This is a genomic window from Gilliamella sp. ESL0254 (genome assembly GCF_013344985.1).
Lineage (GTDB): Bacteria > Pseudomonadota > Gammaproteobacteria > Enterobacterales > Orbaceae > Gilliamella > Gilliamella bombicola.
The window spans coordinates 162,452-186,996 of record NZ_JAAEDU010000002.1; the positions used below are offsets into that span (position 1 = coordinate 162,452).

At 35.5% G+C, this 24,545-nt stretch carries 29 protein-coding genes; 11 read left to right on the top strand and 18 right to left on the bottom strand.

Annotated elements, in window-relative coordinates:
• Positions 1 to 262 precede the first annotated feature (262 nt).
• A complete protein-coding gene (locus GYX25_RS07615; RefSeq protein WP_091347840.1) occupies positions 263 to 598 on the top strand; it encodes a zinc ribbon domain-containing protein YjdM in 336 nt (111 codons plus the stop codon).
• Between the two features lie 175 nt (positions 599 to 773).
• Here GYX25_RS07615 and fliR read toward each other — a convergent pair whose 3' ends face one another.
• From fliR to fliF, 13 genes are all read right to left on the bottom strand, one after another.
• Positions 774 to 1,568 carry a flagellar biosynthetic protein FliR gene (gene fliR, locus GYX25_RS07620; protein WP_174787094.1) on the bottom strand — a complete coding sequence of 265 codons (795 nt, stop codon included), beginning with the start codon at positions 1,566 to 1,568 and terminating at the stop codon, positions 774 to 776.
• Positions 1,569 to 1,573: 5 nt separating this feature from the next.
• On the bottom strand, positions 1,574 to 1,843 hold the full coding sequence (gene fliQ / locus GYX25_RS07625; RefSeq protein ID WP_091347846.1) for a flagellar biosynthesis protein FliQ: 270 nt from the start codon (positions 1,841 to 1,843) through the stop codon (positions 1,574 to 1,576).
• 8 nt (positions 1,844 to 1,851) lie between these two features.
• Positions 1,852 to 2,574 (bottom strand): flagellar type III secretion system pore protein FliP, encoded by a 723-nt coding sequence (fliP, locus tag GYX25_RS07630; RefSeq protein WP_180214364.1) that lies wholly within the window; start codon positions 2,572 to 2,574, stop codon positions 1,852 to 1,854.
• A 21-nt stretch (positions 2,575 to 2,595) separates the two neighbouring features.
• Positions 2,596 to 3,033 (bottom strand): flagellar biosynthetic protein FliO, encoded by a 438-nt coding sequence (gene fliO / locus GYX25_RS07635; RefSeq protein ID WP_174787096.1) that lies wholly within the window; start codon positions 3,031 to 3,033, stop codon positions 2,596 to 2,598.
• Positions 3,033 to 3,413 (bottom strand): flagellar motor switch protein FliN, encoded by a 381-nt coding sequence (fliN, locus tag GYX25_RS07640; RefSeq protein ID WP_091347852.1) that lies wholly within the window; start codon positions 3,411 to 3,413, stop codon positions 3,033 to 3,035. The genes fliO and fliN overlap by 1 nt, the downstream gene beginning before the upstream one ends.
• A complete protein-coding gene (gene fliM, locus GYX25_RS07645; protein WP_091347854.1) occupies positions 3,406 to 4,467 on the bottom strand; it encodes a flagellar motor switch protein FliM in 1,062 nt (353 codons plus the stop codon). The genes fliN and fliM overlap by 8 nt, the downstream gene beginning before the upstream one ends.
• Before the next feature lie 5 nt (positions 4,468 to 4,472).
• A complete protein-coding gene (locus GYX25_RS07650; RefSeq protein ID WP_174787097.1) occupies positions 4,473 to 4,940 on the bottom strand; it encodes a flagellar basal body-associated FliL family protein in 468 nt (155 codons plus the stop codon).
• Between the two features lie 180 nt (positions 4,941 to 5,120).
• A complete protein-coding gene (locus GYX25_RS07655; RefSeq protein ID WP_174787098.1) occupies positions 5,121 to 6,305 on the bottom strand; it encodes a flagellar hook-length control protein FliK in 1,185 nt (394 codons plus the stop codon).
• On the bottom strand, positions 6,295 to 6,756 hold the full coding sequence (fliJ, locus tag GYX25_RS07660; protein ID WP_091347862.1) for a flagellar export protein FliJ: 462 nt from the start codon (positions 6,754 to 6,756) through the stop codon (positions 6,295 to 6,297). Before fliJ ends, GYX25_RS07655 begins: the two co-directional genes overlap by 11 nt.
• A gap of 12 nt (positions 6,757 to 6,768) precedes the next feature.
• Complete coding sequence (gene fliI, locus GYX25_RS07665) at positions 6,769 to 8,112, bottom strand: flagellar protein export ATPase FliI (RefSeq protein ID WP_425337785.1); 1,344 nt, start codon at positions 8,110 to 8,112, stop codon at positions 6,769 to 6,771.
• 31 nt (positions 8,113 to 8,143) lie between these two features.
• On the bottom strand, positions 8,144 to 8,932 hold the full coding sequence (locus tag GYX25_RS07670; protein WP_167349309.1) for a flagellar assembly protein FliH: 789 nt from the start codon (positions 8,930 to 8,932) through the stop codon (positions 8,144 to 8,146).
• Positions 8,919 to 9,917, bottom strand: coding sequence for a flagellar motor switch protein FliG (gene fliG / locus GYX25_RS07675; protein ID WP_091347869.1), 999 nt, complete (start codon positions 9,915 to 9,917; stop codon positions 8,919 to 8,921). Before fliG ends, GYX25_RS07670 begins: the two co-directional genes overlap by 14 nt.
• A complete protein-coding gene (gene fliF, locus GYX25_RS07680) occupies positions 9,914 to 11,632 on the bottom strand; it encodes a flagellar basal-body MS-ring/collar protein FliF (RefSeq protein WP_174787099.1) in 1,719 nt (572 codons plus the stop codon). The genes fliG and fliF overlap by 4 nt, the downstream gene beginning before the upstream one ends.
• Positions 11,633 to 11,806: 174 nt before the next feature.
• Between fliF and fliE the strand changes: the two genes are divergently transcribed.
• Entirely contained in the window at positions 11,807 to 12,115 is a 309-nt protein-coding gene (gene fliE, locus GYX25_RS07685) for a flagellar hook-basal body complex protein FliE (RefSeq protein ID WP_091347876.1), read from the top strand.
• Here the strand turns inward: fliE and GYX25_RS07690 are convergent, their stop codons facing one another.
• Complete coding sequence (locus tag GYX25_RS07690; protein ID WP_091347879.1) at positions 12,116 to 12,316, bottom strand: hypothetical protein; 201 nt, start codon at positions 12,314 to 12,316, stop codon at positions 12,116 to 12,118.
• A 33-nt stretch (positions 12,317 to 12,349) separates the two neighbouring features.
• On the opposite strand from GYX25_RS07690, the gene GYX25_RS07695 reads away from it, so the two are divergent.
• Positions 12,350 to 12,748, top strand: coding sequence for an STY0301 family protein (locus GYX25_RS07695; RefSeq protein ID WP_091347883.1), 399 nt, complete (start codon positions 12,350 to 12,352; stop codon positions 12,746 to 12,748).
• A 411-nt stretch (positions 12,749 to 13,159) separates the two neighbouring features.
• Here GYX25_RS07695 and GYX25_RS07700 read toward each other — a convergent pair whose 3' ends face one another.
• From GYX25_RS07700 to fliD, 3 genes are read right to left on the bottom strand one after another with little or no spacing between them, the layout of a single operon-like run.
• Entirely contained in the window at positions 13,160 to 13,507 is a 348-nt protein-coding gene (locus tag GYX25_RS07700) for a hypothetical protein (RefSeq protein ID WP_091347889.1), read from the bottom strand.
• A 12-nt stretch (positions 13,508 to 13,519) separates the two neighbouring features.
• Positions 13,520 to 13,900 (bottom strand): flagellar export chaperone FliS, encoded by a 381-nt coding sequence (fliS, locus tag GYX25_RS07705; RefSeq protein ID WP_091347892.1) that lies wholly within the window; start codon positions 13,898 to 13,900, stop codon positions 13,520 to 13,522.
• 9 nt (positions 13,901 to 13,909) lie between these two features.
• Complete coding sequence (gene fliD, locus GYX25_RS07710) at positions 13,910 to 15,340, bottom strand: flagellar filament capping protein FliD (RefSeq protein WP_091347895.1); 1,431 nt, start codon at positions 15,338 to 15,340, stop codon at positions 13,910 to 13,912.
• 337 nt (positions 15,341 to 15,677) lie between these two features.
• Here fliD and GYX25_RS07715 point away from each other — a divergent pair, with 337 nt between their 5' ends.
• The 8 genes from GYX25_RS07715 (at position 15,678) to flgL (ending at position 23,127) form a co-directional block, all read left to right on the top strand.
• A complete protein-coding gene (locus tag GYX25_RS07715; RefSeq protein WP_091347899.1) occupies positions 15,678 to 16,490 on the top strand; it encodes a flagellin N-terminal helical domain-containing protein in 813 nt (270 codons plus the stop codon).
• Between the two features lie 177 nt (positions 16,491 to 16,667).
• Entirely contained in the window at positions 16,668 to 17,384 is a 717-nt protein-coding gene (locus GYX25_RS07720; RefSeq protein ID WP_091347902.1) for an RNA polymerase sigma factor FliA, read from the top strand.
• 190 nt (positions 17,385 to 17,574) lie between these two features.
• Positions 17,575 to 17,895 (top strand): flagellar transcriptional regulator FlhD, encoded by a 321-nt coding sequence (flhD, locus tag GYX25_RS07725; RefSeq protein WP_091348188.1) that lies wholly within the window; start codon positions 17,575 to 17,577, stop codon positions 17,893 to 17,895.
• A gap of 13 nt (positions 17,896 to 17,908) precedes the next feature.
• On the top strand, positions 17,909 to 18,514 hold the full coding sequence (flhC, locus tag GYX25_RS07730) for a flagellar transcriptional regulator FlhC (RefSeq protein ID WP_091347904.1): 606 nt from the start codon (positions 17,909 to 17,911) through the stop codon (positions 18,512 to 18,514).
• Positions 18,515 to 18,574: 60 nt separating this feature from the next.
• Positions 18,575 to 19,462 carry a flagellar motor stator protein MotA gene (motA, locus tag GYX25_RS07735; protein WP_174787100.1) on the top strand — a complete coding sequence of 296 codons (888 nt, stop codon included), beginning with the start codon at positions 18,575 to 18,577 and terminating at the stop codon, positions 19,460 to 19,462.
• Positions 19,462 to 20,355 (top strand): flagellar motor protein MotB, encoded by an 894-nt coding sequence (gene motB, locus GYX25_RS07740; RefSeq protein ID WP_091347911.1) that lies wholly within the window; start codon positions 19,462 to 19,464, stop codon positions 20,353 to 20,355. Before motA ends, motB begins: the two co-directional genes overlap by 1 nt.
• A gap of 149 nt (positions 20,356 to 20,504) precedes the next feature.
• Positions 20,505 to 22,148 carry a flagellar hook-associated protein FlgK gene (gene flgK / locus GYX25_RS07745; RefSeq protein ID WP_091347914.1) on the top strand — a complete coding sequence of 548 codons (1,644 nt, stop codon included), beginning with the start codon at positions 20,505 to 20,507 and terminating at the stop codon, positions 22,146 to 22,148.
• Positions 22,149 to 22,170: 22 nt separating this feature from the next.
• Entirely contained in the window at positions 22,171 to 23,127 is a 957-nt protein-coding gene (flgL, locus tag GYX25_RS07750; protein WP_091347916.1) for a flagellar hook-associated protein FlgL, read from the top strand.
• Positions 23,128 to 23,509: 382 nt separating this feature from the next.
• On the opposite strand, the gene flgJ is transcribed toward flgL, so the two are convergent.
• On the bottom strand, positions 23,510 to 24,541 hold the full coding sequence (gene flgJ, locus GYX25_RS07755) for a flagellar assembly peptidoglycan hydrolase FlgJ (protein ID WP_174787101.1): 1,032 nt from the start codon (positions 24,539 to 24,541) through the stop codon (positions 23,510 to 23,512).
• Between the last annotated feature and the right edge of the window lie 4 nt (positions 24,542 to 24,545).

Here is a 24,545-nt window from a genome sequence, read left to right on the forward strand (position 1 = left end):
AACCACCAAATAAAAACTTAAATAAAATCAATACCTTTCCTGACCGATTTTTGGGCTCTTTAAATAGTGGTAATTAAATAAGTTCTGTTGATTAAATGTAATGTTTGAAAATAAGCTAGAGTAGTTTTATTTAGGGTTTGATGCTAGTGTGTAGGTTGTGTATAAAAACGTTTAATGGAAACTTGACGGTGAGTGCTATGACTTAATAGCATTTTTTGCTATAGTAAGCGCCATTTTATTTAATTTGGAAGAATAATAACCCATGGAATCTATACCTAATTGCCCTGCTTGCCAATCAGAACATACTTATCACGATGGCACCTTTTATGTTTGCCCTGAATGCGCACACGAGTGGGATCCAAACGAAGTTGCGGCTTCTGACGATGGATTGCAAGTTAAAGACAGTAACGGTAATTTACTGACTGATGGTGATGATATTATTTTGATCAAAGATCTTAAATTAAAAGGCTCATCAACTGTCCTAAAAAAAGGCGCCAAAGCTAAAGGTATCCGTTTAGTCGAAGGCGATCACGAAATCGATTGTAAAGTTGACGGCATGAAAATTATGCTAAAAGCCTGCTTTGTTAAAAAGGCTTAATAAAAACAACAAGCTAAATACTGTATCAATGTGGATTTATCGGCATTGATATAAGTATTTTTAGACATAACGACTTAATGTGATTTATTACCAATAAAAAACGGTCAGGAAAGGTATTGATTTTATTGAAGTTTTTATTTTTGGCTTTTTCTTTTAATTCAATACGTTATCAACATCATCCCTTCAAATACCACAGCACGCTCGAAATCCTTTCAAACATTTGTTCAAAAACAAACTCGGCAAATGCCGGTAGAGTTGTCATTAAGTAAGTAAGCATAAGCAACCCTAATAATAAGGTTGCTGGATAGCCTACAACAAATATTGATAGCTGTGGTGTCATTCGGTTAAGTAGCCCTAGTGATATATTGACAATTAACAACAAGGTCATTAAAGGCAAGGCTAGCATAATGCCGTTGATAAATAGTAGTTTGCTGACATCAAGCACTACCAAATAACCATTTGCCTGTAATGACATTAGCCCTATGGGAATAATTTCGAAGCTGTTTGATATGCCATATAACAACCATAAATGGCCATCAAAATGCAAAAACGTCAATAATGCAATAACGTTTATTAGGCGCGATAATACCGATGTCGATGGCCCACCGATGGGGTCAAAAAAGGTCGCCATCCCCAGCCCCATTTGCATTCCAATTAATTCACCTGCAAACCGCATCGCCATAAATGCCAACTGCATGGTAAACCCAATCACTGCGCCGATCATAATTTGTTGAGCGATGATCACAATTCCCATTAAGGAGTAGATTTTGATGTTGTCATCAAGAGGGGAAGATGGCAATAAAATGGTAATTAGTAATGCTAGACCAATTTTGACACGGTTGGGGATTTCTTTTTCGCCCAAGAGGGGAGCGGTCATGATGAGCGCTAAAATACGAACAAAGGGGAAAAACCCATCTCGAATAAAAGAAAAGAAGTCAATATTAAGTAAAACGTTAATGTCAAAATCCATTATCTTTAACGCGTTAAGTTAGGTATATCGGTAATGACAATTTGGAGATAGTCAATCATGGTCGATAGCATTGTTGGCCCCCATAGGATTAACACGACAATTACTGCGATGATTTTGGGTATAAACGATAATGTCATTTCGTTTATTTGTGTTGCTGCTTGTAATAAGCTAATAATAAGCCCAGTGACTAACGCTGCTAGCAGTATTGGCCCTGCTAGCGAAGCGGCAACTTTTATGGCTTGTATTGCTAAGGTACTTATGTATTCTGGCGACATGATATGACTCAACTAAAAAAGCTTTGCGCTAGCGATCCGAGCAATAGATGCCATCCATCGGCCAATACAAATAGCATTAATTTAAATGGTAGAGATACGGTTGCTGGTGGTACCATCATCATACCTAATGCCATAAGTGTGCTGGCAACCACAAGGTCGATCACTAAAAAGGGAATAAAAATGGTAAAGCCAATTTGAAATGCTGTTTTTAATTCACTGACAACAAAAGCCGGAACAAGAACTTTTAAGGGAATGTCGTCACGCGTTTGGATGTCATTGGTGTGGGACATGTTAATAAATAGTGCTAAGTCGTTTTCTCGCGTTTGGGTGAGCATAAATTGTTGTAATGGCTTGCTTGCTTTGCTTAAACCTTCTTGCATGGTGATTTGGTTTTGTGAATAGGGGATATACGCATCTTGATAAATGTTGTCAATAACGGGCGACATAATAAAAAAGGTCATAAAAAGCGCTATCCCTAAAATGACTTGATTAGGCGGCGCCGATTGTGTGCCAAGCGCGTTGCGTAGCAGTCCTAATACTATAATGATGCGCGTAAAGCTGGTCATCAAGAGTAATATAGCAGGGATAAAAGTAAGTAAGGTTAAAAAGACAAGTGTTTCAACTGGTAATGACCAAGCTTGTCCACTACTGAGCGGTTGTGCTATGTCTGGTAATATCGGTGTTTGAGCATAACTTGGTAAGCTAAAGAACAATAAGCTTAGCACAATCATTAAATTTGACCGCACTTGGTGTTACTCCTTTTTGGTTTTTAGCGCAGATTGTAGTATCTGTTGAAATGTGTTACTTGACGGCAATTTTTTACTTACCTCACTTTGCGAAAATAGCGTTTGAGTGCGCTGTTCATCAATGGTGTGAAGTAATGTCATTTGTTGTGGCGTCACCCCAACCACTAATAGCTGATTATCAACGTGAACCACTATAATGCGTTCTTTTGGCGTAATGTTGTATGTGGCTTTGACATCGATCCATTGATGGGTCTTTTTTTTCCAACCCATTCGTTTAGCTAACCAAGCTAGCAATAATATAAAACCGATGACAACAATGAGCATTAGTCCCATGGATGTTCCCACTTCAGTATAAATATTCAATTCAGAAGAAGGAGACGATAAAGTGTTGGTGTTGGTTGCACCAACCACAGGTTGAGCTAAATGGGTGTGTTCGATTGCCATTAGCGACTTAATCTTCTTACGCGTTCTGCTGGAGTAATAATGTCGGTAATGCGTACACCATAATTATCACCAACAACCACAATTTCGCCCTGAGCAATTAAGTAGCCATTAATTAATATATCTAATGGCTCGCCAACCTGACCATCTAAGGCAATAACCGATCCTTGCGTTAAATTTAATAAATCTTTAATGGCCATTTTTGTTCGGCCTAGTTCAACGCTCAAATTTACGGGGATATCAAGAATCAGGTTGATATCGTTTTTTTTATCTTCGATTTGTTGTGGTGATAGCGTTTCAAAAATAGCGTCTTGGGCAATAAGCTCGTCGCTAGTTAGGTTAGTGGATTGTTTGTCGTCACTATTTTGTTTGATATCAGTCATTAAAAACTCCTTCATTCAATTGCTCTAATACAGGATTAATGACCTGTTCGACTTGAATTGCATATTGTTTGTTCGTTTTACCATAATGTCCTGTTACTATCGGCACTCCACCTACAGTAACATCAAGATTTGTGGGTTTTTCGATCATTAAGACATCATTGGTTTTTAGGGCTAATAATTTAGCTACAGTTGTGTGAATAGTGGCAAAATTAGCCACTAATTCGACCTCTGATTGCTTGATTCCGCTAGTTAGTGAGCTCATCCAAACTTTATCATCTTGATAAGTTTGTTGCTCAATCGGCGGCTTGATAAGAAGCTCTTTGATGGGTTCAACCATAGAATAAGGAATGCAAACACAGAAGGTTGCTTTGCTATTACCGACTTCGACTTTAAAGTTACTTGTTAAGACAATATCATCAGGTGAATTAGTGATATTGGTAAATTTACTTTGTATTTCAGATCGAACATATTCGGTTTCAATCGCGTAGACATCCACCCATGATTTTTGGTAAATGACTAATGCTAATTCTAAAACTTTTTTAATAATTTGTTGCTCGGTGTGGGTAAATTCACGCCCTTCTGTTTCGATTTGAGTTGAATGTCCGTCACCACCAAATAAAGAATCCACAATAATAAAAACCAATTCTGGCGAAAATGAGAACAAGCTTGTGCCTCTTAATGGGTTAAGGTGCACCAGATTTAAATGAGTTGCCGATGACAGTTCTGAAAACTCTTTAAACGTAAGCGGCTCAATGGGTGAAGCAATTACATCAGTATTGCGGCGTAATCGGTTAAATAAACCAATTCGAAATTGCCGAGCAAAACGTTCATTAATGATTTCTAACGCGGTTAAACGCTCAGGGATAAAGCGATGTTTGACAGATAGATCATAAGGTTTTACATCGGGAGATTTTTCCAATGTAGGTACATTAAATGAAGAATCAAAATTTGAATTCTTTTCAGAATTTTCTTTTGTTGTTGATGAATAATCTAAGATTTGTTCCTTATTGTCGTGCTTATCAACACTTGCTACTGATTCATGCTTATCAGACATGTTAATCACCGTATAATAAAATCAGTAAATAACACTTCATCAATCTCTACAAAATTCTTTGCATTATATTGTCGCGATAAGGTGTTTTTTATCTGTTCTTGTAAATCAATTTTACCTACTTCTTGCTTCAGGGTACTAACGTACTGTTTTGAAGTTACAAGCAGAACGTTATTTCTTACTTCAGGTAAATAATCTAATAGCACTGTTTTTTGATTTTCATTCGCTACCCGCAAAACGACACCAATATAAAGGGTTTTGTTGATGTCTATATTTTCTTCCGAAGCGGGTAATGAAATAGTAAATGGTTTTAATGTTATAAATACGGGGGAGGTAACTTCGGGCTCTTCAGGCTCTTTAACTGTGTTTTGTAAACTATTTTGAAACCATAAATAAGCTGCGGCACCTATCGCCAATAGCGTAATAAGAATAAGAACTAAATTTACAATACTTGATTTTTTTTTTGTTGTTGGCATATTTATTCTTGTCTCTATAATATTTTAAAGGATCTATAATCCATTTAGTTGCTATAGTGGCAGGAATGATAAATCATATTTTTAAAATCGATTTGAAGAATAGGCAATAAAACATCACCTATTTAAGCGCTTTACTTTATTTAGATTAAAAAATTGACCAATAAATAACGATTTTAATCGTTAAGCAAGAACACTAAGCCCTGTTCTAAGTGAGCGATGTTCTAATAAGATTGGTTCCATATGCTCATCGGTTGCATCAAGCGATATCACCTTCTGTGATTGGTTATTTTGGGATTGTTGATGCATGGCTGATTGCGGCGAATCGTTCATCATTGAAAAATCACCAATATTAGCTTGTTCTAGTGTGATGCCTTGATCTTCTAATGATACCTTTAAAAAAGGTAATGCTGATTCTAACATACCTTTAACAACATGATGAGCTGCCATCATGTGGAGGTTCATTTTATCATCATTCATTTCAAGTTTAATGTGCAATGCACCTAATTCTTGTGGATGTAATTTTATTTCGGCAGTTTGAATACTTTGGCGGTTAAACATAATAATTTGTTCAGCTAATGATGTTTGCCATTGTGTGATATTTACTTGCGTTGGCAAGTGTATTGACGTTGTAGCTAATGTTGTACTCGCATGCGTTGGCGATAATAACAAGCTTTGCCCATTATTGGTATTATTTGTCAAAAATGAGTCTTGATTTGTGTTCATGATGGCATCTTTATTACGATTAGTGGTGATAAATTGACTTTGAAAAGTCGCCATTTTGTGCATCATATTATTAGCATATTGCTTATGGCTTGTTGGATTTGCATTAAAATTAATGTCATCGTCAATTGTTGATACTTGTTGATGAGCAAGTCCAGATTTTGCCTCTTTTTTATTTGTTAATGATATAACGTCGTTTTGCGAGGTTACGTTATTAATTAAGTTTTCGCTGTCATAAATAGAAGAAAGTAACTGGGTTGCCTGCTCATTGATTGGTTTTTCTGTTAATAAATTATCCAATAAATCGCTATGTAAATTGGCCGTTAACAATGAGTTTTGTTCGATTGATGTATCACTATGTTGTGCACTACCAATCAAAGCTAAATTTGTTTGTTCTGGCGTTGCTATATTAAAAGGGTGAATAGCTGTGATAACTATATCGACATCGTTACCATTTTCTTCGTGCGCATTATCCGTTCCATCTAGTTTGGTATTGAGAGTTTGTTTGCCTTGCTCTGTTTTGTTTTCATTGAGTCGCAATAATTGTTGAAAGCCATCATTGTCGTTAGCCATCACATCTGTTTCAACAAGTTCTGACTGACGTGAAGAGGTCAGGTTCAAATCATTAATCAGATTAATATTCATTTAATATTCTCCTTGCTAATTGTAGCTGCGCAAATTCATCTGTCAGTTTTTGTTGTAAACGATTTTGTTGACGTAAATACTGGTTATGCTGTTTATTTAATAAAGTGCTATAAGTGTTTAAGCTCTTTTGTGATTGATTAAGATTTTTTATAATTTGCTTTTGTTTGATATCTAACGATAACAACAACTTTTTTTGTTGCTCAATGCCTTGCTCAATAGAAGCAATAAACAATGTAAAATTGTTTAACTCACTGCCTTTTATACCTTCAGATAAGGCTGAGTTTAATTTTTGTTGATATTCAGCATAATAATTAGTTAAGACATTAAGTTGTGATTGTGCATTTTGCTGATTTTCATTCGCTTTTTTGAGCTTTATTAAGTAATCGTCGACCGACTTTTGTGCCAGTTTTTTTAATGTGGTAAAAGCAATTTTTGATGAATTTTTATTCATTACGCAGTGTTCCTAACGAGCTAATTGCGGTTCAACAATGGCCGCTAATTGTTGATAGGCATCTTGGTAACTGCAGTGTTCGTCAATACCTTGTTGTAAAAATTTTTGCATAGTGGGGTATAGCGTTATCGCTTTATCCAATAATGGATCAGTACCTGCTACATAAGCACCAACATTGATTAAATCGCGGTTTCGTTGAAAGCTTGAAAACAGTTGTTTAAATAATCGCGATTTTTTTTCGTCTTCTGGTGCAGTAAGTTCAGTCATTACTCGACTAATTGAGGCTTCAATATCAATGGCAGGATAGTGCCCTGACTCAGCAAGCGCTCGTGATAATACAATATGCCCATCTAAAATGGCGCGAGCAGAATCGGCAATCGGATCTTGTTGATCGTCACCTTCAGTCAATACAGTGTAAAAGGCAGTAATAGCGCCTTTGCCGCTATCATCATTGCCGGCTCTTTCAACGAGCGCAGGCAATTTTGCAAATACTGAGGGTGGATAACCTTTAGTTGCTGGAGGCTCGCCGATTGCTAAGGCAATTTCTCGTTGTGCCATTGCATAACGTGTTAATGAGTCCATAATCAATAAAACGTTAAAACCTTGATCACGAAAGCTTTCGGCAATTCTAGTAGCATAGGCTGCGCCTTGTAAGCGCAATAAAGGAGATACATCGGCAGGAGCAGCAACAACAACAGCTCGGGCTAAGCCTTCTTCGCCTAAAATATTTTCGATAAAGTCTTTCACTTCTCGCCCCCGTTCACCAATCAAGCCAACGACGATAATGTCTGCCTGTGTGTAACGCGCCATCATACCAAGTAAAACACTTTTACCCACGCCCGATCCGGCAAATAACCCCATCCGTTGCCCTTGCCCTATGGTTAACAAAGCATTTATCGCTCTTACACCAACATCTAATACTTGGTGAATCGGTGTGCGTTGCAATGGATTAAGTGATTTGCTGGCTAACCCTGCATGTTCAATATGTTCTGGTAGTGGTTTGCCATCTAGCGGTTTACCCATGGCATCAACCACTCGCCCTAATAACCCTATGCCTACCGGCAATACTTTATGGCTAAAGTGTGTTAGATCATATTGTTCGGTGTAAACTCGTGCACCTAATAAAATGCCGTCCGTTGATTCAAAGGGCATTAAATAAAGCGTTTGGTCGTTAAAACCAACTACTTCACATTCAACCGGTTCAATTCGCCCCTCTGTTTGCCGTTCTACCAAGCAATTAGATCCTAATGGTAATTTTAACCCTATCGCTTCAAGAACTAATCCAGATGCTTTGACTAAACGTCCATATTGGCGAATTAAAGATAAGGACTCAAGCTTCTGTGTTGCTTGGTTAATTTTATCCGACCACGAAGAGGAGTATTTCACGTTAATGATTATCCCTTTGTAAACAGCCAGACATAATTTGCCAATGGTTATTGACACTAGCATCAATTTCATTGGTATTAGTCAAAATTTTGCACCCCCCTATTTCAATATTGGGGTCAGCAATAAGTTGCCAGCGATATTGTTGGTTTTCTTCATTTAGCATGGGTTCTAACCATTGTAAATCGGTTGGGTTAAGGTGTAACGACATAGGTTCGGACAAAATTGAACACTGTTCAACTAATGTTTGTATCGTATGAATTAACTGTTTTTGTTTTACTTTAGCAATACTGCCTACTGTTTTTTGTGCAGCAATTAACGCTAAATCAAATAATTTAGGTACGATTAACTCATCAATATCGTTAATTGATTGCTGAAAATTACTGATTAAATTGGTGATAGCATGAACAGTTTTGCATTTTTCATCATTAAGTTGTTGTTCAATCTGCTTTCGCCCTTCTTGTTGCCCAAGTAAATATCCTTGTTCATAGCCCGCTCGTTTGCCTTCCTCAAAACCTGCTTCACGACCTAAATTAAACCCCTCCTGATAGGCTTGTGCTTCAACTTCTTGCTTTAGTTGTTCCAATGTTTGTTGAGTTTGAGCAAGCTCTGAGCTTACGGTGTTTAGTTCTGGTTGTGAATCCAACTCAGGTTCAAGATCAGGCTGTGATTCGTTAACCTCGGCCTGTACTATTTCGTTACTTTCGCTCTGGTTTGCTAGCGTACTTGCAGCCAAGTCACGAAAGTCTAGCGGTTTCCAGTTTAATCTGTCAGGTTGGTTATACGTATTCATCATCACCACTAGTTAAGATCATTTCGCCACTTTCTGCTAATCGACGCGCAATAACCAAAATTTTCTTCTGCTCAGTTTCAACTTGTGATAAGCGTACTGGTGGTCTGTTTTCAAGATCTTCGCGTAAAATCGACGCGGCGCGTTGGGACATGTTACTTAATAGTTTGTCACGTAAGGCCGTCGATGCGCCTTTTAATGCAATGATTAATACTTCATTATCGACTTCTTTAAGTAGACGTTGGATACTTCTATCATCAACTTCAACAAGATTTTCAAACAAGAACATTTCATCAATAATTTTCTGTGCAAGTTCGCCATCATAATCACGTAATGCACTGATAACCAACTCTTCTTGTTGCGATTTCATTAAGTTAATAATTTCAGCCGCTGTGCGGATTCCACCCATATTATTCAATTTGATATTTTGACCATGTAATAACGTTGATAATGACGCCGACAAGACTTTAAGTGCCGATGGTTCAACACCACCAAAAGTGGCAATCCGCAACATAACGTCATTACGTAATTCATCATCAAATAGGTTGAGAATTTCGGCCGCTAGATCACGGTTTAAATGCACCAATATCGTTGCAATAATTTGTGGGTGCTCTTTTTTAACAAGATCAACCGCTCGTGCTGCATCAACAAAGTTTAGCATTTCAAGACCATCGGTTGCCTCTTCGCGATCAGTATTTAATAGATCATCAAGTAAGCGTTCGGTTTTTTCGCTACCAATGGATTTTTCAAGTATTGAACGTAAATATCCATCGGTATCGGTATTTAAGGCAGCACAATCATCAAGCGTGCCTTGGCACTCATTAAGTATATTTTTTAACTGTTCTTGAGACAATTGGGGCAACGACATCATTGCGCTACTGATTTGTTGCACTTCTTTCGAACTTAAATACTGCATCACTTTTGCAGCAAGCTCTTCGCCTAATACCATTAATACTGTGGCGGCTTTTTGAGATTCACTTAAATTCATTTTTCTGTGTCCTCCTTACTCATCCAACCACGAATTATCAATGCCATAACACGAGGATCTTTTTCGACAATTTTGCGGATGTATTGCTGTTGCTGCATGTTATCTTCAAATATTTTTTGTTGCTGCTTGCTGTGCGCTTTATAATCTAATTTTTCTTCAACGTTAGTTGATGCATTAGTGGTTTTATCACTAAAAATGTGGTACTGCCGTTGTACTTTTATCCACAGTGAATGGAACACTTTGCGCCACAAGAACCAGATAACTAAAATGTAAATCAAGTACTTACCAGCAGTTTTAACTCCCTCATAAAACTCATGAGTTTTCCAAAACGCTAAGCCGTTGCTTTCGTCCAATTCTTGATCGGTGAATTTTAAGTTAGCGACAGTGAGTGAATCACCGCGTAAATCTGAAAACCCCATCGCTTGGCGGGCTAAAAGTTCAATATTTTTCAGTTCATCATTATCTAGCTTTACCCACTGCTCAGTACTAGCTGGTGGTTGGCTATCGTCAGATGCAGCTTCTGCATTATCTGGCTCGATTGTGACAAATTTATAATTCACTAAAACAGCGACAGATAAGCGTTTAATTCGTCCTTCAGGTATTTGACTGTGTATAACTTGTCGGTTTACTTCAAAGTTCACAGTATTATTTGATTGTAAATTGTAAGGCTGTTGTTTATCTGCCTTTTCAGTCGATGCAGTTTTTGTTTCGTTTTCATCAATCGGTGCGCTAGATATCGGTACAGGTTGATTAGATAGTGCACCAGGCACTCCGCCAATACCGTAGCTTTTAGTTGATTGATGGTTTTCCATTTGTTGCTTACTGCGAATTGTTTGATTCGCAATATCGCTATTAGGGTCATAAGTTTCTGATGTCGATTCTTGTCGGCTAAAGTCGACATCGGCATTGACTTGCACTTTAACATTATTTTTACCTAAAATAGGTGTGATAATTTTTTCTACTCGCTGACGAATACTGTTTTCAATCCGCTCACTAAATTCAAGTTGGGCGACATTTGTATTCCTATCACGATAGCCTTCCCCTGTTAACAGATGACCATGCTGATCAATAATGGTTACTTTATCTGCTTGTAATTCTGGCACACTACTTGAAATTAAGTGAATAATGGCATCGATTTGGCCTTGTGATAAAGTTCGTCCTGGTAGTAATGTTAATGCGACCGAAGCTGAGGGAAATTTTCGCTCGCGAACAAATAACGACGGTTTAGGCATTGCTAAGTGCACTCTCGCATCATCAATACTACTGATAATAGATATTGTTCGGGATAATTCGCCTTCTAATGCTCGCTGATAATTGATTTGTTCATTGAATTGGCTCATACCAAAGCTTTCTTTATCGAGCAATTCAAAACCAACTGATCCGCCTTTAGGTAATCCCTGTTGTGCAATCCGTAAACGTGTGTCGTAAACTTTGTCTTGCGGAATTAAGATAGCTGAGCCAGAAGCAGAAAATTGATAAGGAATATTCATCTTATCAAGCTGACTAATAATTTCGCCACCATCTTTATCACTTAAATTACTGAATAAAACACTATATGATTCATCTTTAGCCCATAAATAGATAAAACTAATCATCGCTATCATAATGACACCAGCAATTAACAATGCCATTTTTGTGTTTTGTTTTAACTGATTTGCAAAGGGTAACTTACTGAATATTGATTCACCTTTGTTATTGACTGTTTGACTAGTCATAGACATCCTAATTCTAAACTATTTAGATTAACTCGGTGGTTATTATCCATGTATTTGAAAAATTCAATGGCGAGAAAAGCGTGCAGTTTTTCCCTTACTTAAACCCTTTGGTTTTTTATTTATATGTTAAATTTAGCCATACAGTAACAAAAGAGCTAAAAAGCAGTTATCAAAATGAATACAATCAACACATTCAATCCAATTGAATTCACTAATTTAAATGAATCAACGTCAATATCTTCAAAAACGCATTTTGCAGATAAAAACTTTGTTGCAGAATTAAAAACCGCTTTAGATAACATCAGTCAACTACAAATACAGGCAAATAATGAAGCCAAAGCTTTTGAAATGGGAGAGGCGAATATTTCATTGAACGAGGTTATGGTTAATATGCAAAAATCATCGGTTTCATTACAGTTTGGTATTCAAGTGCGCAATAAACTGGTTGCTGCTTATCAAGAAATTATGAATATGAATGTCTAATTAATGATATCGAATATAATTGCCATATCCTAAATTTTGCATTTTACTTTTACAAATAACCATTAATTTTAGTCTAAATGCGATAATCAACTCACCACACCATTCAATTTTAAAATAAGCATCGCTCATATTGTTGATGCTTGTTGTACTGCTAAATATATTATTTTCGTTATCAACTGATGGCTCAAAAAACTTTACCATTTTTACTATACTATTTAAAAAAATAACGACATAATGCCATCATTTAATAAAAAAACAATCAATGAAATACATAAAGGATTCAAAGTGATAACATTCAAAAAAACAATATTATTAACTAGCCTATTACTTAGCATAGTATCAATCAATTGCCATGCTCAATCCCCTGTTGTGAGTTGCCCTGCAACTTTTTCTGATGGACACCACGTTTACCAGCTTGATAATGCCAAACTATTTGATGGTCCAATCTGTAATAAAGTAGATTTAGTACCCGAATTTAAAAAAGAAAAAGTAATATGGGAACTTACCCCACAAATAAAGCCGTATTTAGTCTGCGAATATGCGGGAACCAATCATTACATTGTTCTTTATGCCAAGGGAGCAGCTTATTGCGAAAGATACGAAGCACCAGTACAAGCACATTGTATGTCATAACTGTTTTTCTGTACCACATTGGATAAAATTCACTAAGGAAATAAACCAAAATTTAAAAATGGTAATACTAAAAAAGCCAATACTTCCTTAAATGAACAGCATCTCAATTCCCCAATATTAGGACAATTCATTGTTCTAACATCACTTAATCGATTTTCTATAACAGAAGTAATTTATTATAAAAGGAGGGATTGTTATTGCTGCTCATTTTTATCCACAAAAGAATTAGTGAGATCATCACAATCAAAGATTGCCAATTATACTGTTGCCTTTTTTTACGAAAAGAATAAGACAAACACGCAAAGAACAAAGAATTAATTATTTTAAATCAAAATATTGGTCAAGGCGGTTTAATGAGGTGCTTGCTTGATTTTTATCGAAGAATAAAATTCAAGCAAAGCATCCACAAACTTACATTAAACAGGCAATTTTTTGATAGCTACCGATTTTAGTTTGATAATCGGCATGCTTACCAATCAACTCTCTAAGCTGAGAATGACGAGTAATCATTAATTGAGTTAATTGCTGCTGATAGCTAAGTATATTTTTGATATACATTCGAATAATGTCTTGATGTTGCAATGGCATGTTTTCAATTTTCGAAAAATCATCAACCAACATAATACCTTTCGATAATTGAAGGTATTTCGCCTGCCAACTCAACAATAAATCCCAGTTTTCATTCTGGGCATTTATCAACATTTGTTCAACAACATAATTAAATTGTTCGTATTGTTCTAATAATTTACTTCCTTTCATAATCACCCTTTTTTATTTTGCAATTTCTCGCCAAGATTCGGCAATATTGTTTAACAAATCGTAACAAGATTGCAGTTTTTCTTTATCGTTATGTAAATTGGCTAAAACTAACTGTTGACTAATATAGTGATACAGACGATCTAAATTTTCTGCGATTTCCCCCCCTTTTTCTAAATCTAAACAGCCTTTAAGACCATTATCAACAATGTTAATTGCTTTAGAAATTGCTGTTCCTTTACCAGCAATATTACCTTTTTGAAGATATAAGCTCGCTAAGCGAATTGCCTGTAATGCACCATCAAATAATAATACAATCAATTGATGGGGCGAAGCTTGGCTAACACGTGTTTCTAAATTTACTTGCTCATAGGCTTTAGAACCTAACTGATACATTATTCCCCTCTATTTTTTTAAGTTTGCCATCATGTCAAATTGTGTTGTTAAATAATTACTCATACTATCTAATGAGTTAATTAAGATATCTAATTTAGTAAATTGAACTCGATAACGTTCAACAGTTTGCTCAATAGAGCTACTTACTTGTTCATGACGTTTATCTAATGACTTTAACGTAGAATTTAAGCCATTGGTTGCCGAATCAATCATGCCATCGCTATCAATAAATCCACTCACTTTTGTAAAAACCTCATTAGCTATCCCCGTCGTTTTACCATCACCAATAAATAATGTTGCAACAGCGTCACTGTTTTCATTAAGTGCCTTTTTTAGTTCATTTTCTTTGACTGTTAGCTGACCACTTTTATCCATGGTAATACCAATTTGCGACAATACTGAAAACTCGCCCGCTTGTCCTTTGGCAAAGATTGAACGAATACTCTGGTCAATATTACGTAGCGTTGAATCACCAATCAAAGGGCCATTACTACTGTTTAATTCGTTAGAGTTAGTCTCTCCTGCGGTGAATTTGGTTAGCGTTGACATGGTTGTTTGCAGTTGATTAAAGGCTTCAACCCATTCTTTAATGGCCTCTTCTGCCTTTTCGTTATCTGCACTTATGGTAAGGTTTTGGCTAGTTGTTGTGGTTGCTTTTAATGTTATATCAACACCGGCAACAACCTCTTTGACGGTATTAGAACTACTTGTGATGGCAATACCATTAAACGTCAATTTAGCATCTTGCGCTTTTGCAACTTCGGTCATACCACTACTAGGCTGATTAATATCAAATCCAATGATATTATTTAACTTATCATCGTCTGACGAAATTGACGTAATGGTTTGCTTTTCACCCGTTTCTTTCGAGGTAATCACTAATTGGTAATTATCTGATCCAGAACGAACAACTGCAGCATTCATTGTTGAAGGGATTTTTTTGCCATCCTCATTAATCACTTCGGCATTATTTATGGCGTTAGCTATTGCTTCTAACGATGTTTCATCTTTAGATAACGTTACATTAAGTTTGTCACCATTCGCCTGTTCAATAGTGATGGTTCGTGTTTCATTATCATTACCTAATAGCGCATTTTTGTCGTTGATTACCGATGTTGCAACACTATGCGATGTCGCCAATTGATCAACCGTCACAGCATAATCGCCTAAAACCGCTTTGCTATTTGTCTTTACTGAAAAATAATCGTTATTACCTGTCGCTATACGGCTTTGAAATAACTCTTTTTTTTGAAGTTTTGCCGTTGCTGTATTAAATGTTGTCAATGCACTTTTTAATTTACCAAAACCACTAATTTTTGCATTAATCGCTTTTTGTTGTGTGGTAATGGGTGTTAAGCGTGTTTTTTCAGCCGCTTCTAATTGCTTTAAAATTTCACCAAGATCGATTCCCGAACCTATTCCTAATGCACTCATTGCCATAATTTAGTCTACCTATAACAAATTATTTAATAGTTTGTATATCGGCCAACCTTGCTAAAAGTTTAGTTATCATTTCAATATTTATTTAATAAGCAATAAAGTTACTATTTTTTGCGCAAAAACAATTATTAAAAAATTAATTAATAAAATTCATAATAGAATGATTTATTTGAATATAATTGTTTTATTTTTACTGAATGGCTTTATTTTTTAAAAGATAATCATTAAAAATATTAAAGTTCCTAATTTTTCTACCGATAAGTTATTCATCAGCAAAAATGTTGAAACAAATTTCAATATCTAGTTGATTTTAATGTTTATATTATCGGAGATAAAAATGGCACAAGTAATTAATACTAATACAATGTCTTTAATGGCAAAAAACAACCTTAACAATTCTCAAAGCGTTCTTAGCACATCTATCGAGCGCCTTTCATCAGGTATGCGTATTAACAGCGCAAAAGACGATGCAGCAGGTCAAGCAATCGCTAACCGTTTTTCATCAAACATCAAAGGGTTAACGCAAGCTGCTCGTAATGCAAATGATGGTATTTCACTTGCACAAACAACAGAAGGTGCATTAAACGAAATCAACAACAACGTACAACGTATTCGTGAATTAACCGTTCAAGCAGCAAATGGTACTAACTCTGAAAGCGATCTAGTATCAATTCAAAACGAAATCGATCAACGTTTAGATGAAATCGATCGTGTTTCTAAACAAACTGATTTCAATGGTTCTAAAGTATTATCTGAAGACAAAACCCTTAAAATTCAAGTAGGCGCAAACGACGGCGAAACCATTGAAATCAATTTGAAAAAAATTGATAGCACTGAACTTGGTTTAAATGCATTTAATGTATCAAGTTCACCAACAGAAGATCCATTAAAAACAATTGATGCTGCATTATCAAAAATTGATGCATTACGAGGACAACTTGGTGCGGTGCAAAACCGTTTCGAATCAACAGTAACCAACATTAACAATACTGTAAATAACCTAAGTTCTGCTCGTAGCCGTATTGAAGATGCGGATTATGCAACAGAAGTATCAAACATGACTCGTGGTCAAATTTTACAACAAGCAGGTACATCTGTATTAGCACAAGCTAACCAAGTACCACAATCAGTACTTTCTTTATTACAATAATTCTGATTATCTATTTTTGATCATTCTACCTTTGTCATATAGCTATAACGGTATTTTTATAATGCCGTTATGGCTAATAATGATAATTAACTATTTTTTATCCCGTTATTCTGCCCATTAAATTTACCAACTATCGTCATAATACTGTGAAGCATTTTTATAGCATTGGTTCAAAAAATGGATAATAGCTTGTATAACTCACAGGGTGTAATAAACCAAATCGATTGGAAACAATATATTCATTTGGTTCGCAATGAAGCATTAAAATTAGCGGTTCGTTTACCTGCAACGGTTGAACTTGATGATTTATTACAAGTTGGCTATATCGGTTTATTAGACTCAATAAAACGTTATGACATCTCTCAAGGTAATACGTTTTCCACCTTTGCCGTACCAAGAATTAAAGGCGCCATGCTCGATGAACTACGTAGCCGTGATTGGTTGCCAAGGCAAACGCGTAAAAAAATAAAAGATGTCACAACTGCAATGAATGAATTAGAACAAAAGTTAGGTACACCACCTAACGATGAGCAAATTGCCCAATATTTACAATTGCCTATTAGTGAATACCACAAAATTTTATTAGATTCAAATACTAGCCAAATATGTTCATACGATGAAATTCATAAGAAATTGGGTGATAACATTGATTCCATTATTGAATATGAAGAAGATAATAATCCTTTTTTGACCATAATAGATGAGGAAATTCGTAATACCGTTATCCACCAAATTGAAAACTTACCAGAAAAAGAAAAACTTGTTTTATCACTTTATTACCAAGAAGATCTAAATTTAAAAGAGATTGGTAATGTAATGAATATTAGCGAATCAAGAGTGAGCCAATTGCATAGCCAAGCAATAAAAAGAATACAAAGTAAGGTTACTTTTTAGAAACAATAAAAAAAGAAATTAAATAAAGTGTAATCAATCGAAAATAAATTGAAATGATTTTTTTATTGACCTTTTCAATTTAAAAATGTAATTTTAAGCGAAAAAAAATAATTTCTTTTTTAATTTTACCTGTTTTTCGTTTTTTTATGCGAAAACCAGCAAATATAAATTGGTGACTAAATTGGGCAATATATTAGACGACGATGTTCTTAAGTGTATACATCATTTAAACCTGTCAGCATTACTGTTGAGCCAGAAAATGATTGAAAAAGATAAAGTTATGGCCATGTATCGATTGGGTATTGATGAAGAAACGGCAGATATACTTAGCGGTTTAAGTACCTCTCAAATGTTAGTTTTATCAGAAACAAATCAATTAATTTTTCAACTACGATTTGAAAATGCAGAAATGATGAAAAAACTAACAGAAGAATCCCGCGTTAGAGATATAAAACAGATGCATACAGGTATTCTTTTATCTAGTTTGCTATTAGATTCAATCAATAAATAGCTAAGGAACTAACATGACAGGTACAAGTATTATTCAGAAATATCAAGAAACCCAACTTGCTATCAAATTAATTTCTCTTGGTGGAAGAATCCAAATGTTGGAAAGTGAAACTAATTTGAGTCGAAATAAATTAATAAAACTTTATAAAGAAATTCAAGGTTGCCCACCACCTAAAGGTTTATTACCTTTTTCAACCTCGTGGTTTATGACATGGGAACCGAATATTCATGCTAGTATTTTCTATAATGCTTACTCTTTTTTAGTTAGAAATGGTTTAAAGTCAGGCATTCAAACGATCTTAAAAGCCTATCAACTTTATTTAGAACAATGCCCAGTTTCACATAAAGATGAACCTATTTTAGGCTTAACCAGAGCTTGGATTTTAGTTAAATTTGTCGAAAAAAATATCATGCAACAATCATGTTGTACGGTATGTAGTGGGCTTTTTATTACGCACGCTTATCACCCACAAAATACGTTTACATGCAGTTTATGTCAACCACCGTCAAGAGCAGATAAGAATAATAAAACCAAAAAAGAAAATGACGAAAAATGCCTGAAAGTATTATCAAAACAAAGTCATTTAAACTCATCAGTTTCACACCAGATAACTGCTTGAATAAATATTAAAAATAGTAAATCAATTTAACTGTTATTTTATAGATAAAGAAGAAAGTCAATGCTAATAATTATAGGGTATATTGTCGTTATCGCCTCTGCACTACTGGGTTATGTACTAAGTGGCGGTTATTTAGCCGTGCTGTTTCAACCACTTGAATTGTTAATTATTGGTGGTGCTGCTATTGGTGCTTTTATTGTCAGTAATGAACAAAAAACAATAAAAGCCACACTCAAAGCGTTGGGGCAATTATTTAAAACATCTAAATATAATAAAAAACTGTATCTAACACTGATCAATTTAATGTATAGCATTTTGACAAAGATCCGCCAAAGTGGAGGGTTATCTATTGAAGCAGATATTGATAATCCGCAGGAAAGTGAATTGTTTAAACAGTATCCATTAATTTTAGCTAATCCAAGAATCTGTGATTTTATTACTGATTACTTACGACTGATGATTAGTGGCAATATGGATGTATTTGAAATTGAAACACTAATGAGTGAAGAAATTGAAACATTCGTCCATGAACTTGAAAAGCCTGTTGATGCTATTTCGGGAATTGGTGATGGCTTACCGGCGTTTGGGATTGTTGCAGCTGTAATGGGCGTTATAAATACACTTGCGCAAGCGGATAGGCCTGCAAGTGAACTTGGAGAGCTTATTGCCCATGCGATGGTCGGAACTTTTTTAGGGATCTTACTTGCTTATGGATTTGTTTCGCCACTAGCCGCCTTATTAAAGCAAAGAAATGCTGATATGGCCAAAATCCTAGAGTGTACAAAAGTGATACTTATTGCCAGTATGCATGATTATTCACCGCAAATTTGTATTGAATTTGGACGAAAAACACTATTTTCTCATGAAAGACCATCATTCTTTGAATTGGAAAAATATATCCAAGAAATTAAAGATAAAAATCTCAATAAAAATGAAAATAATCAGTAATGAAAGATAAATCTGTAAGAATAATTATTAAGAAAAAATCAGGGCATGGCGGTGGTCATCATGGTGGTTCTTGGAAAATTGCTTATGCCGACTTTATGACGGCGATGATGGCTTTATTTTTAGTTATGTGGTTGATTTCGACATCTACACCACAAGAATTAAAAGGTATTGCCGAATATTTTAGAACACCATTAATCCTTGGTCAAAATGGTGGCAAGAATATTAGTGATAGTGAAAGTCCTATTCCCGGTGGTGGCGATGATGTAAGCCAACAAATAGGTGAAGAAAAAAACAGTGTTTCAAACTCATTACACAATGAATTAGAAAAACAACAACTTGAAAAAATACAGCTAATCGAAACAGCAAAAAAAATCTTTGAAATGTTTGAAATCGACCCTCGTTTAAAAAAGTTAGCACCGAATTTGATTGTTGAATTAACTCAAATGGGATTACGAATTCAAATTTTAGCCTCTGACGATAAACCTATGTTTGACGTTGGCAGCACAACGATTGATCCCGATATGCAAGAAATTTTACATGCTTTAGCGCCGATTTTAAATTCATTACCTAATAAGATCACTTTGTCTGGTCATACCGATGAACGCCAATACACAACGGGTGATCGTGGCTACAGTAACTGGGAATTATCGGCAGATAGAGCTAACGCCTCAAGGAGGGAACTCATTGTCGGAGGGTTAGATTCCAACAAAATTATTCGTATTATAGCCTTAGCCGATACCGTTAGTTTAAACAATCCTAACTACAGCAAAGATGCCAACCGGCGTATCAGTATCTTAATTTTAAATAAAACTGCACAACAGTATATTGAAGAAGAAAATAACATGACTGGTATCGATTTTTTAAGGCAATCACAACAGCTAAAACCAGAATAACGACCATTTTTAAAAATAGAAATGGCATCATTTAAAAATTTTTCGAAATACTCGTAAAAATAATTAAATTTTTGAGAATTTAAGCCGATATAAAAAATAACTTATTTTTAATTGATGTTATTAACTAAAACGATATTGAGGGGATTTTTATGGCGAATTCATTAATGAATACAGGTATTAGTGGATTGAATGCAGCACAAAATATGCTTAATGTAATTAGCAATAATATCAGTAATGCTCATACAAAAGGCTACAATCGCCAGCAACAAGTTTTAAGCCAAGCCAATGGCACTCAACATAGTTTTGGTTTTGTGGGTAATGGTGTTACTGTCTCATCAGTGAATCGTGCCTTTAACCATTTTGTGGTCGGGCAACTGCGTCAATCACAATCGCAAAATGGTGCGATTAAAACGTATTATAATGAATTATCAAAAGTTGATAACCTACTGGCAGAAAACGATAACAGCGTTTCATCACAACTTAACAACCTTTTTGCCAGCTTAAATAAGTTAGCTTCAAATGCTGGCGATGCTTCAACAAAGCAAACGGTGATTAGTGATCTTACCTCGTTAACAAGTCAATTTAATAAAACAGAAACAAATTTAAAAAATCAAATCGCCAATATTAATACCGAATTAAACACGAATGTCGACAAAGTTAATGCTTACATTCAGCAAATTGCCGAACTCAACCAAAAGATATCCAAACTACAGACAGTAGATGGTGGCAATGAACCCAACGCATTACTTGATCAACGAGATCAACTGGTTAATGACTTAAGTGAGATCATTGGTATTACCGTCACAGAGCAAAATGGGCAATATAATTTGTCGTTAGAAAATGGTTTAAATTTAGTGCAAGGCTCATGTGCTAACGTATTAACCGTACAACCTTCGGCAGATGATCCAGCACTCAATACCATTATTTATACACACCCTTCTGGCGCTACTCAAGAACTGACTAGTCAGAACATCACATCAGGCTCATTAAATGGACTATTAACGTTTCGTGATGGCCCACTAACTGAATCACGTAATCAACTGGGATTAATTGCTCTCAATTTAGCAGAACGTTTTAATGAAGTGCATATGTCAGGAGTGGATATTCATGGTAATCAGGGCGAAAAACTATTTGATTACAACAAACCAAGTTGTATAACTAACACTAAAAACCAAGGGAATGCCACGGCTAAAATTGAGTTTACATCAGTGACCGAAGTTAAAGCCTCGGATTATAAAATAGAATTCGATGGCAACAATTGGGTTGTAACAAGATTATCTGATCACAAACAAATCACACCTCAAATTGAAGAAGGTAAATTAGTTTTTGATGGCTTATCTATCGAGATAAATGGTAATGCTATGGCAGGCGATTCTTTTATGATTAAACCCGTTGCTGATATTGCCTCATCATTACAGTTATTAGTCAAAGATGTGAATAAACTGGCAACAGGTATTAATGATGATGAAAACGGTGCTGGTGATAACCGTAATGTAGCAAAATTATTAGCTATTCAAAATGAAAAACTAGTGAATGGTACAACGACCTTAAAAAGTGCTTACACAACGTTAGTTAGTTACATCGGCAGTGAAACCCAAACAGCAAAAATTTCTGCACAATCAACAAAAAATATAACCCAACAAATTTACGAACAAAATCAATCAATATCTGGGGTTAATATTGAAGAAGAATATATCTCAATGCAGGTCTATATGCAGTATTACCAAGCCAATGCAAAAGTGATTGATGCCGCCACAACACTATTTGATACCATTTTAGGTTTAACCAAATAATAAAAGGATAAAGGAATAAAAAATGCGCCTTAGCACCAATTCGCTATATCAAAAAAATTTACAAAGTATTTTAAACACCAATAGCAAATGGCAAAAATCGGGTTTACATTTAGCCACTGGCAAGAAGATTTTAACGCCTTCTGATGATCCAATGGGCGTATCACAATCATTAATATTAAAACAAGCCCAAGCACAAAATCAACAGTATCAAGCTACGCGTGAAAGCACCGAAAAAACACTAAGTCGCCAAGATACGCTCTTGTCAGAAGTGAATACCGTTATCCAAACGATCCAAGAAACTTTAGTGTATGCAGCCAATGAAACGTTAAATGAAGAAAACAGACTTGATCTTGCCAATAAATTACAAGGCTTAAAAGATCAACTGCTCGCATTAGCTAACTCAAAAGATACCAATGGCAACTATATTTTTGCCGGTCAAAAAAATGACACACCACCTTTTGTGGTAAGCGAATCTGGAGAAGTGAATTACATCGGCGGAACAACATCAGTAAATGTATTTATTGATGACTCAAGAGAAGTCGCAGCAAGCTTTACTGGTATAAAAGTCTTTATGACTGGGGCAAATGTCAAAAATGCTGATGGTTCACCTGCAGAAAGTAATATTTTTGCAAGCATTGATTATGCGCTTGAAGCGTTAAAAACAGACTTAGATTATGATAATGAAAAAAGCGTTGAAGAATTTAGAACTGGATTATCAAAAGCTCGCAATGGCATCGATAATTCGTTTAGCAATATTTCGACCGTAAGGGCTGAGGGCGGTTCGGTATTAGCCGAAATCGATCGGTTAACCGCACTAGGTGAAACACTAGATATTGAATTTCAAACTCAAATAAGCCAGCTTGAAGATGTCGATTGGTACGATGCTATTTCAGAATATGCGTTACTGCAAGCCAATTTACAAGCGGCACAATATACCTTTATGACAATGCAAAGTATGTCGCTGTTTCAAATGAAATAAAGCGTTGTTATTTTGATTGTGTAATGTGATTTTACCCAAAATCGTCAAAGCGATTCATTCCATTCAAGGAGGCGTAATGCCTCCTTTTTTTCTCTTTTTTGTTGTAAGGTTTGATGAGTGGGGTTATCTTGGATTTTGGGGATGTTTGTTTTTTATAAAAAACTTTAATAAAATCAATACATTTTCTAACCGATTTTTGATGAAAAATAATGCCTTTTTGTTTTGGCGGATGGAATAGGTTGGCTGTAGCTATTTTGAATAGCTAAATCAAAAATGCCCAAAACCACTATCCCCAAACTCAATCCTCAATAAAAAATGTCAGAAAAACCATTTATTTTATTCAAGTTTTTATTTGGTTATTTTTGAACCTAGCAAACTACTGTTAATTAAACGCAATTTGCTTAAAGCCCATCACCTTTGTTGGCGGATTAGTTTCGGCGATTTGTTCAATGCGGCTGATGATTTGAATTAGTTTGTCGCCATAATTTGGATCAGTGGCATAATGTGCCGCTTGTAGAGCTTTAGCTGCCGTTCTGGCATCTGGCGCATTGACGACAGCACGATAACGAGGGCTTTGGGTTAATAAATGGATATAGTCAGTCAGTGCATGTTGTTTGCTATTATAGACTCTAAAATCATCTTCGATTTTAATCATTTTATTATTCAAAAATTCTTGCGTGATTAACCGTGTAGAATCCCCACTCCATGATGCGGTTGCTTTGATACCAAAATAGTTATGGCTTGATTGGTTATTTGCGGTTTTGATCTGTTTTTGCCCCCAGCCAGTTTCTAATGCGGCTTGTGCAATAATGACTTCATAAGGAATGCCAGAATTTTTTGCCGCCTGTTTGGCGGGCTCTAGCCAGTCTTTTACAAATTTAACAATGTGTTCTTCCTTATCACCTTTTATTGGTGTTTGTAATGATAATTCATGCGTAGAGCTAGTTTGCTTGGTAGTTTGAGTTTCTTTATGACTACGATAAAGCATTTGCCCCAACGCTTGGGGGGTGATGTTCGATGAGTTATCACTAAATAAAGATTGCGCTAAACGAAGATGTTGCTGGGTGTTACTTGCATTCGATTGTAAATTCACCTTTGTCGATGGCGATGTATTATGAGTTAATTGTTTGGTAATGATGTCGGCTAATCCAAATCCTTTTCCCGCAGCTTGTTGGGCAATTTGTTGATCAAACATGGAAGTAAACAGCTGTGTGGCAGATTGGCTAAATAAGCCACTTTCAGGCACTGCTTTACGCATGGATTGCATCATCATGTTGATAAACAGTGATTCAAATTGCTTAGCCACTTGTTTAACACTTTCTGATGAACCATTTATTGCACTGCGTTTTAGTTGGTTTAGCCCAGATAAATCATAAGCAAAACGGTTAATTGATTGACCAATTGTATTATTCATAAGC

Coding starts and splice junctions, on each gene's coding strand:
- GYX25_RS07615 (WP_091347840.1), top strand. CDS start 263: ATGGAATCTATACCTAATTGCCCTGCTTGCCAATCAGAACATACTTAT.
- fliR (WP_174787094.1), bottom strand. CDS start 1,568: ATGGATTTTGACATTAACGTTTTACTTAATATTGACTTCTTTTCTTTT.
- fliQ (WP_091347846.1), bottom strand. CDS start 1,843: ATGTCGCCAGAATACATAAGTACCTTAGCAATACAAGCCATAAAAGTT.
- fliP (WP_180214364.1), bottom strand. CDS start 2,574: ATGATTGTGCTAAGCTTATTGTTCTTTAGCTTACCAAGTTATGCTCAA.
- fliO (WP_174787096.1), bottom strand. CDS start 3,033: ATGGCAATCGAACACACCCATTTAGCTCAACCTGTGGTTGGTGCAACC.
- fliN (WP_091347852.1), bottom strand. CDS start 3,413: ATGACTGATATCAAACAAAATAGTGACGACAAACAATCCACTAACCTA.
- fliM (WP_091347854.1), bottom strand. CDS start 4,467: ATGTCTGATAAGCATGAATCAGTAGCAAGTGTTGATAAGCACGACAAT.
- GYX25_RS07650 (WP_174787097.1), bottom strand. CDS start 4,940: ATGCCAACAACAAAAAAAAAATCAAGTATTGTAAATTTAGTTCTTATT.
- GYX25_RS07655 (WP_174787098.1), bottom strand. CDS start 6,305: ATGAATATTAATCTGATTAATGATTTGAACCTGACCTCTTCACGTCAG.
- fliJ (WP_091347862.1), bottom strand. CDS start 6,756: ATGAATAAAAATTCATCAAAAATTGCTTTTACCACATTAAAAAAACTG.
- GYX25_RS07670 (WP_167349309.1), bottom strand. CDS start 8,932: ATGAATACGTATAACCAACCTGACAGATTAAACTGGAAACCGCTAGAC.
- fliG (WP_091347869.1), bottom strand. CDS start 9,917: ATGAATTTAAGTGAATCTCAAAAAGCCGCCACAGTATTAATGGTATTA.
- fliF (WP_174787099.1), bottom strand. CDS start 11,632: ATGACTAGTCAAACAGTCAATAACAAAGGTGAATCAATATTCAGTAAG.
- fliE (WP_091347876.1), top strand. CDS start 11,807: ATGAATACAATCAACACATTCAATCCAATTGAATTCACTAATTTAAAT.
- GYX25_RS07690 (WP_091347879.1), bottom strand. CDS start 12,316: ATGGTAAAGTTTTTTGAGCCATCAGTTGATAACGAAAATAATATATTT.
- GYX25_RS07695 (WP_091347883.1), top strand. CDS start 12,350: ATGCCATCATTTAATAAAAAAACAATCAATGAAATACATAAAGGATTC.
- GYX25_RS07700 (WP_091347889.1), bottom strand. CDS start 13,507: ATGAAAGGAAGTAAATTATTAGAACAATACGAACAATTTAATTATGTT.
- fliS (WP_091347892.1), bottom strand. CDS start 13,900: ATGTATCAGTTAGGTTCTAAAGCCTATGAGCAAGTAAATTTAGAAACA.
- fliD (WP_091347895.1), bottom strand. CDS start 15,340: ATGGCAATGAGTGCATTAGGAATAGGTTCGGGAATCGATCTTGGTGAA.
- GYX25_RS07715 (WP_091347899.1), top strand. CDS start 15,678: ATGGCACAAGTAATTAATACTAATACAATGTCTTTAATGGCAAAAAAC.
- GYX25_RS07720 (WP_091347902.1), top strand. CDS start 16,668: ATGGATAATAGCTTGTATAACTCACAGGGTGTAATAAACCAAATCGAT.
- flhC (WP_091347904.1), top strand. CDS start 17,909: ATGACAGGTACAAGTATTATTCAGAAATATCAAGAAACCCAACTTGCT.
- motA (WP_174787100.1), top strand. CDS start 18,575: ATGCTAATAATTATAGGGTATATTGTCGTTATCGCCTCTGCACTACTG.
- motB (WP_091347911.1), top strand. CDS start 19,462: ATGAAAGATAAATCTGTAAGAATAATTATTAAGAAAAAATCAGGGCAT.
- flgK (WP_091347914.1), top strand. CDS start 20,505: ATGGCGAATTCATTAATGAATACAGGTATTAGTGGATTGAATGCAGCA.
- flgL (WP_091347916.1), top strand. CDS start 22,171: ATGCGCCTTAGCACCAATTCGCTATATCAAAAAAATTTACAAAGTATT.
- flgJ (WP_174787101.1), bottom strand. CDS start 24,541: ATGAATAATACAATTGGTCAATCAATTAACCGTTTTGCTTATGATTTA.